8 protein-coding genes are annotated in these 7,930 nt (G+C 28.7%); all 8 read left to right on the top strand.

The genetic code is table 11. From position 1 onward, the window contains the following. The first annotated feature begins 143 nt into the window (after positions 1-143). Entirely contained in the window at positions 144-326 is a 183-nt protein-coding gene (locus tag BM384_RS13430) for a PDC sensor domain-containing protein (RefSeq protein WP_090014366.1), read from the top strand. After that, positions 327-494: a hypothetical protein gene (locus tag BM384_RS17745; protein WP_207650726.1), complete on the top strand. Its 168-nt coding sequence runs from the start codon at positions 327-329 to the stop codon at positions 492-494. Positions 495-595: 101 nt separating this feature from the next. Further along, positions 596-940 (top strand): hypothetical protein, encoded by a 345-nt coding sequence (locus BM384_RS18305; protein WP_242946039.1) that lies wholly within the window; start codon positions 596-598, stop codon positions 938-940. After that, on the top strand, positions 941-1,471 hold the full coding sequence (locus BM384_RS18300) for a methyl-accepting chemotaxis protein (protein WP_090014363.1): 531 nt from the start codon (positions 941-943) through the stop codon (positions 1,469-1,471). A 240-nt stretch (positions 1,472-1,711) separates the two neighbouring features. After that, a complete protein-coding gene (locus BM384_RS13415; RefSeq protein WP_090014362.1) occupies positions 1,712-1,948 on the top strand; it encodes a Veg family protein in 237 nt (78 codons plus the stop codon). A 382-nt stretch (positions 1,949-2,330) separates the two neighbouring features. Further along, positions 2,331-3,893, top strand: a complete 1,563-nt coding sequence (locus BM384_RS13410; protein ID WP_090014361.1) for a DUF3794 and LysM peptidoglycan-binding domain-containing protein — start codon at positions 2,331-2,333, stop codon at positions 3,891-3,893. 516 nt (positions 3,894-4,409) lie between these two features. Next, complete coding sequence (locus BM384_RS13405) at positions 4,410-5,255, top strand: cyanophycinase (RefSeq protein ID WP_090014360.1); 846 nt, start codon at positions 4,410-4,412, stop codon at positions 5,253-5,255. Further along, positions 5,227-7,839 (top strand): cyanophycin synthetase, encoded by a 2,613-nt coding sequence (gene cphA / locus BM384_RS13400; protein WP_090014359.1) that lies wholly within the window; start codon positions 5,227-5,229, stop codon positions 7,837-7,839. The genes BM384_RS13405 and cphA overlap by 29 nt, the downstream gene beginning before the upstream one ends. Positions 7,840-7,930 lie beyond the last annotated feature (91 nt).

Here is a 7,930-nt window from a genome sequence, read left to right as displayed (position 1 = left end):
TAAAATAGTTATCCGAATACAAATCAATCACTTCCGAGTATCATTTGTTTAGATACTTGCCTATTTTTATCACTTTTATTCACAATACAGCCATAATTTTTATAGGAGTTCCACTAAAAAATGGAGATCAAATAGTAGGGGCAATGACTTGTACTTTTTATAGTAACTTTTTATCTAATGATATAAGTGATTTAAAGTATTTTAATAATGGACATTCATACATATTATCTGGAGATGGTACAATTATTGCATCTGATAATCTAGATGATGTAACCAATGCTGTTAATGTAATTAATGATACAGAAAATTACCCTGAACTAGAATAAATGTTACAGGTTCATAAGAACATGATTGCAGGAGAAAGTAACTTTGAAAAACTTTCTGACAAGTATGTTACTTATACAACAATAGATGGTTTAGATGGATGGTCAATTGGGTTAAAGGTAGATTCAAAATATGTAGACAAAGAAAAAGGTGTTATAGTTACTTTATAATGGTGATGAAATTGGTGATATTTATAGATCACTATTAGTAACAAGAGATTCTATAGGAAGTATGATTAAAAAAGTTAAGGATGATATTGTTGTTATTAATAATGAATCAGAGATTCTTGAGCAAACTTCAGGATACTAGGGATATAGTAGGAGCTATGAATAGCTGTACAGAAGGAAATGCAAGTCAAACTAGTGAAATAGTAAATGTAACACAGGATATGGATGTATTTTCAGAAAATATTAGCTATATGAATAAAAATATTGATAGTGTAGTTCAAATATCAAATGGAATTAAAGAAAGATTAGTAGAAAGTAATCATAATGTAACTGGGCTAAATAGTTCACTTGAAAGTTTTGATGAAAGTTTTGGATTATTTAATAAAGATATAGAAAGCATGAACTCTATGATATCATCAATAAGTGATATAACAACTACAATAAGCTAAATTGCAGAACAAACTAACCTTTTAGCCTTAAATGCAGCTATAGAAGCAGCTAGAGCTGGTGAAGCAGGCAAAGGATTTAATGTAGTAGCAGAGGAAATTAGGAAGTTAGCAGATCAAAGCCAAGATTCTGTAAATGAAATAGGAAATATAGTATCTGATGTTCTTTTACAATGTAGTGAAATTATTAAGTCAACTAAAGGAATAAATAATGAAGTGTCATTACAAAAAGAAAATATAAAATTAACAATTGATTCCTTTGAAGATATAGAAAATCTTATAGGCAGTCTTGTTCCTAAAATAGATGAATTATCAAGTTTATCTAAAGACAATGATAATAAAAAAGATAATGTAATAGATTCATTACATTCAATAACTGCTGTCTCAGAAGAGCTATCTGCATCTACAGAAGAGGTGAATGCTACAGCTAGTGAGTTTGAAAAAACAAGTTTAGATATAGATAAAGTATCAGAGAAACTTAATGAATTAATAAATTCATTAAAAAGTGAAGTTGATAAATTTATAATAGAATAATTTTTTAAGCATCTATAAAAAGTCAAATTAAAAGGATTTATTTATAGGTGCCTTTTATATTTTGTGATGTAATATGAATAAAAAAGATAAAAAAAGAAATAATATATAATGTGAGGTAGAAATATTAAATAAATATTAAAAAAATATTGACAACATATCTTAAATAATGATAAAATTTAAATTTTGTTTGACATTAAAATTATTGAAGAGTATAATAAAATAAGGAAAGAGGGTGTTAAAATGGAAAAAATTAAAACTATTTCAACCATCAAAAAAGATATAGAAAGACATATTGGAGAAAAGGTAACCTTAAGAGCAAATGGAGGACGTAAAAAGATTTTAGTCAATGACGGAGTTCTAGAAAGTGCCTATCCTAGTATTTTTGTAATAAGATTAGAAAGCGACACCCAAAGGACTGTGACTTATAGTTATTCAGATGTTTTAACAAAAACAGTTCAATTATTTTTTCCGAGTTAGGGATAAAACTTCGATAAAGTCGGAGTTTTTTTGTTATAAAGAAAAGTAATATATTTAGATAAATGACAGTATAATCAATTATTATACTGTTTTTTGTATAAAAAAAGAAAGATGGTGGGTTCCATCTTTCAACTATGGTATAAAAGGGTATTGAGAATTTATGAGAGGTTATATGGTCAATAACCAAGATTAATGATACGACAAATTAGTTTAATTGTCAACACATTTTGTGTAAAAATATTTTAAAAATTATGAAATGTGAAAAATATAAAGATTAATAGGGGATATTGTATTTATTTTTATCTATAAAGTTCCGAATTTCAGTAATAAAAAGTATTAAAAGTTTATATAGTTAATAGTAGGAATTTTATAGGAGGTAAGTATGTCAAAGATAGATGTTATAAAGGAAGAATTACAATTTGAACAATTACTATATGAAAGCAATTCAAATGCTATTTTAAGGGAAGAATATTTAATACCAGATACACATCCAGATGTTCAAAAGATTTTATCAGTAGAAGCTATACCTATTATAACAAGTAAAGAAGTAATAGGAGCTAAGATTATTGTTGAAGGACGTGTGGAGTATAATGTTATTTATATTCCTAGAGATGATTCAGATTCAGTTAATTCTGTAAGTTATACTGAAAAGTTTACAAATTCTTTGGATCTTGAGGAAAGCGAACATAAAATAATTTCTGAAGTAGAATGCAAAATAGAACATATTGATGCTAAGATCATGAATGAGAGGAAAATATCCATTGAAGGAGTTATTGATTTAAATTGGGAATTCTACGCTACAACTAATATAGAATTTGTTAAAGATATAGAAGCAAGTGAAGGTGTGGAAATATTAAAGGAAAACCAAAATATAGGAAGGTTAGCATCTACTAAAGAATGTGATATGATTGGTAAATCTGTTTTAAGAGTAGGTATGGATAAACCACAAATATCTAAGATATTAAAATGTTCATTAAGATTACACAAGAAAGAAATGAAGGTTGGAGAAGATAAGGTATACTTAGGGTGCTATTGTAAAATAAATATTTTATATGTTGGTGATGGAACAAATGAAATTATATCTTTAGAAGATGATGTTTATATTTCTCAAGATGAGGAAGTTACAGGTGTATACTCTGATATGATTCCTTCAGTTATATACGATATTAAAAATAAAGATATAGTAGTTGAAGAAGACGATTTAGGGGAAGCTAGAATAATTAACATAGAATTTTTAGTTGCTGCAAAAATAAGTGTATTTTCTGATGAGAATGTGTCAGTTATTAAAGATGCTTATTCGCCTAATTTTAATTTATCTATAGAAAATAAAGTTTATGAAGTTGGAGCACTTTTGGGAATCCAAAATGGTGAAAATATCATAAAGGATAACATTTATTTAAAAGAAGGAGATATAAAGCCTGAAAAAATAATTGGGGTTATGGGTAACACAGTTATTACAGATAAGCAGATAAATGATGATAAAATAATGGTAGAAGGCATAATAAAAGCTGATGTTATTTATAAAGGTGATGAAAATGAGACTGTATACAGCCATGTTTCAAGTGATATACCTTTCACAACAGTATTAGATATGATAGGTGCAAAAGAAAATATGAAAGCTGTTGTAAGAGCAGTTTTAGAATCTTTAGATGCTATTATTGAGGCTAATACTATAGCTATTAAGGCAAGTATTTCTGTCGGTGCTAAGGTTTTCTATGAAGATAGAAGAGAATTTATAGCTGATGTTATTGAAGATGAAGGAGATACTCCAGAAAAGAAATCAAGTATTACTATATATGTAGTTGGTAAGGATGATACATTATGGAGTCTTGCTAAAAAGTATAATTGTAAAATGGAAGAATTACAGAAGATAAATAATATGGATAATGAAGAGGAGTTAGAAGAAGGAGAAAAATTAATTATTCCAGGAAGAGCTGTTTTTTAAGGAGATTATAAATGAGGTGGTGTATTTAGTTCATCAAGAAGGATGATTTAGATACACCTCTATTAAATTTTAAACAATTTGTATTAAGACTTACCTAGAGCCTTTTATGGGACGTAGGAAAGTCTTTTTTTAATGCATAGACCAGTTATACAAAAAAATAAAAAATTTTAAAAAAATAATAGTAGGCCGCAAAAGAACCTAAAAGCAAAATAATTAAATTGTATTTTAATATGAAGTTATTTTACTTTTATAATCTTTTGCATGGCAAAATAAAGCTGCTTCCTGCGCTGAAAAGCGTGGCGTCAGCTACTTTGCTCGTATATAAACGCATAAAGTTCTTTAATAGGTGTGAGCTCTTAAAATTACGTTAAAAAGAAAAAAATGTAGTGCTTCGAAAAAACGGAAAAGAAAGGCGCTAGATATATTTTTAATAATTTTCTTGTTGTTTATATAAAAAATGAATATTTAGTAAAAAATAAGGCAAAAATAATTTATGTATGATTTGAGGTGATTAAAATGGATATAGAGTTAAACGGAAATTTAATCATTATAGGAGGAGCAGAAGATAAAAAAGGAAGGAAAAAAATATTAGATAAGGTGTGTAATTGCATAAATAAGGAAAGAGATATCCTTTTGGTAGTTACAGTGGCAACATTATATCCAAAAGAAGCTGCAGAAAAATATAGAAATGTATTTACTAATTTGGGAGTTAGAAATATAGAAGTTTTAAATATAAATTCTAGAGAAGATTCTTATAAAGATGAAAGTATAGAATTAATAAAAAAGAGTAGACTAATTTTCTTTACTGGTGGTGATCAACTTAGAATAACAAGTTTAATTGGAGGTACTCCAGTATGTGAAGAATTAAAAAAGTCTGGTGTTAACGGGAAGTATATAGTAGGTACTTCAGCAGGAGCATCTGTAATGAGCGATACCATGATAGTAGATGGTGATGATGAAGAATCTCCAAGAAAATGTACATTGAAGATGTCGCCTGGAATGGGATTTATAGAGAACGTAATAATAGATCAGCATTTTGCACAAAGAGGCAGAATTGGCAGACTTCTTACGGGAATAGCTCAAAATCCTGATGTATTAGGTATAGGTATTGATGAAAATACAGCAATTATAGTAAATAAAAATGGATTTTTTGAGGTTATAGGGGAAGGAGCTGTTTATATTATAGATGGAAGTACTATTTCTTATAGTAATGTTTCTGAACAATATAGTGATGAAATATTAAGTATTTATAATGTAAAGCTTCATGTTTTAAGAGAAAAAGATAAATTTAGTTTGGCTAGAAGAACACCTTTTGAGGAGGATAAATTAAAGGATGAAGATAATAAAACAAACAGTATTTGAAGGACAAAACATATACTCTCATAGAAAATGTATAAGATTAGATATAGATTTATGTGGATATGCAGAAGTGCCAAGTAAAAGTATTAAGAACTTTAATGAAAATTTAGTAGAGCTTTTACCTGAATTAAAAAAACATAGATGTGGAATTGATGAAAAGGGAGGTTTTGTAAAGAGATTAGAAGAAGGAACTTATTTAGCTCATGTATGTGAACATATGATTATAGCTATACAAAATACTCTTGGAGTAGATGTATGTTATGGAAAGGCACGTGAAATAGAGGGAGATTTATATTATATAATAATTGAATATGAATATAAACGCTTTGCACTAGAAGCTGCAAGACTTGCTGTTGATATTATTAATTCATTCATATGTGAAGAGAGCATTAATTTTGATAAGAGAATGAATATGCTTAATCAAATATTAAGTGTAGAATCTATAGGCCCTAGTACTAAGGCTATAAAAGATGCTGCTCAGAGATATGGAATGCCTTTTTTTTCTTTAGGAGATACTGGCTTTTATCAAATTGGATATGGCAAACAAGGAAGAGTTATAGAAGCTACTATAGGTTCTCAAACAAGCTGTGTGGCAGCTGATATAGCATCCGATAAGCAATTAACTAAAGAACTGCTAAAAAATCAAAATATACCTGTTTCAGATGGAAGTGAGGTACATAATGTAATAGAATTACTTCAGGAAGGTGAAAGAATAGGGTATCCATTAGTTTTAAAGCCTAGATATGGAAATAAGGGGAAAGGCGTTATTTTAAATATCCAAAATGAAAAGGACTTAATTAAAGCTTACAAGAATATAAAAGAAGAATATAGTGATGTAATTATTGAAAAGTATATTGAAGGAAATGATTATAGGATATGTGTAGTAGATTATAATGTGGTTGCTGTATCATTAAGAATTCCTCCTTGTGTAATTGGAGATGGTGTTCATACTATAAAAGAGCTTATTGCTAAAATAAATGAAGATGAGCTTAGAGGCTATGACCATGAAAAGCCTCTTACAAAAATTAAGATAGATGATGAATTAGTTTCTTACTTAAAGTCTAAAAGTTTAAACCTCAATACTAAATTAGAACCTAAAGTAAAAGTAAACCTTAGAGATAATGCAAACTTATCTACAGGTGGAATAGCCATTGACTGTACAGAAAAAATATCAGAAGAAAATAAAAAAATATGTATAAGAGCAGCAAAAGCTATTGGATTAGATATATGTGGTATTGATGTAAAGATAGACGATATCACAAAATCAATTCTTAAAAATGGAAAGATTATGGAGGTGAATGCTGCCCCAGGAATAAGAATGCATATGTATCCTAGTAAAGGAGAGAAAAGAGATGTAGGGGAAGCAATACTAGCTCTTCAATATGGAGGTGTACCTGTTAATATTCCTGTAATATCTATAACAGGAACTAATGGAAAAACAACAACTACAAGACTAACTTATCATGTGTTATCTAATATGGGATATAAAGTTGGAATGACAACAACAGACGGCATATTCATTGATGGTGAATGTATAGATATAGGGGACGATACAGGTTACCAAAGCGCAAAAGCTGTACTACTTAATAAAGATGTTGAAGTAGCTGTTTTAGAAACTGCACGTGGAGGTCTTATACGTAAAGGGCTAGCTTATGAGGCAGCTGATGTAGCTGCTATAACAAATATAACTGAAGACCACATAGGAATTGACGGAGTAAATAACATGGAAGAACTGGCATATGTGAAATCCTTAGTAGGAGAAGCTGTGAAAGATGATGGATATGTTGTTTTAAATGCAGATGATAAATGGACTAAAACCATATTGAAAAATATACATTCAAAGAGAATATTTTTTTCAAAGGATAAAAATAATGTTTTAGTACAGGAAGCCATAAGTAAAGGAGAGATAGCAGTATATATTGAAGATAATGCACTATTTGTATCAAATAATAAGAAGAAATATAAAGTTTCAGATATAAAGAATATTCCAATAACTTTAAATGGATTGCTTGAATTTAATATTGAAAATATACTAGCATCTTGCGGAATATTAGTTGGAATGGGAATTGATTATTGTATGATATCTAAAGGCTTTAGAAGTTTTAGATTAAATAATAAACTCAATTCAGGGAGATTTAACATACACAAGGTTAATGGGATTAATGTTATCTTAGATTATGGGCATAATATAGAGGGCTATAAATCAGTATTAAAATCAGTAAGTAAGCTAAAACACAATAAGCTTCTTGGGGTAATAGGGGTGCCAGGAGATAGAAAGAATGATTGCATATCTAGTATTGGAAAGTTATGTGTAGAATTTTTTGATAAGGTCTATATAAAAGAAGATGAAGATAAAAGAGGAAGGGAGAATGGGGAAGTTGCAAAAATTTTAAGAAATTCTATGAATAAGTATAGTGAAGAAAAAGTGAAAATTGTATTGGATGAAAAAGAAGCATTAAAACAAGCGTTATTTAGTGCTAAGGCAGGAGACTATATAGTTGTATTTTATGAGCATTTAGATCCGCTTTTAGAGGTTTTAAGAGATTATAGGGAATTCGAAGAAAATAGAAGTTTAGCAAATTTATAAAAAAGGGGCTGTAAAAAAAGTCCTAAAAATCAAACGACCATACTAGCTCAAAAGCTTGTATGGTTGTTTTTTTCATATACTTATATTTTTT

The sequence above is a fragment of the Clostridium sp. DSM 8431 genome (assembly GCF_900116755.1).
Taxonomy (GTDB): Bacteria; Bacillota; Clostridia; order Clostridiales; family Clostridiaceae; genus Clostridium.
This window is presented reverse-complemented; position numbering and strand designations above follow the sequence as displayed.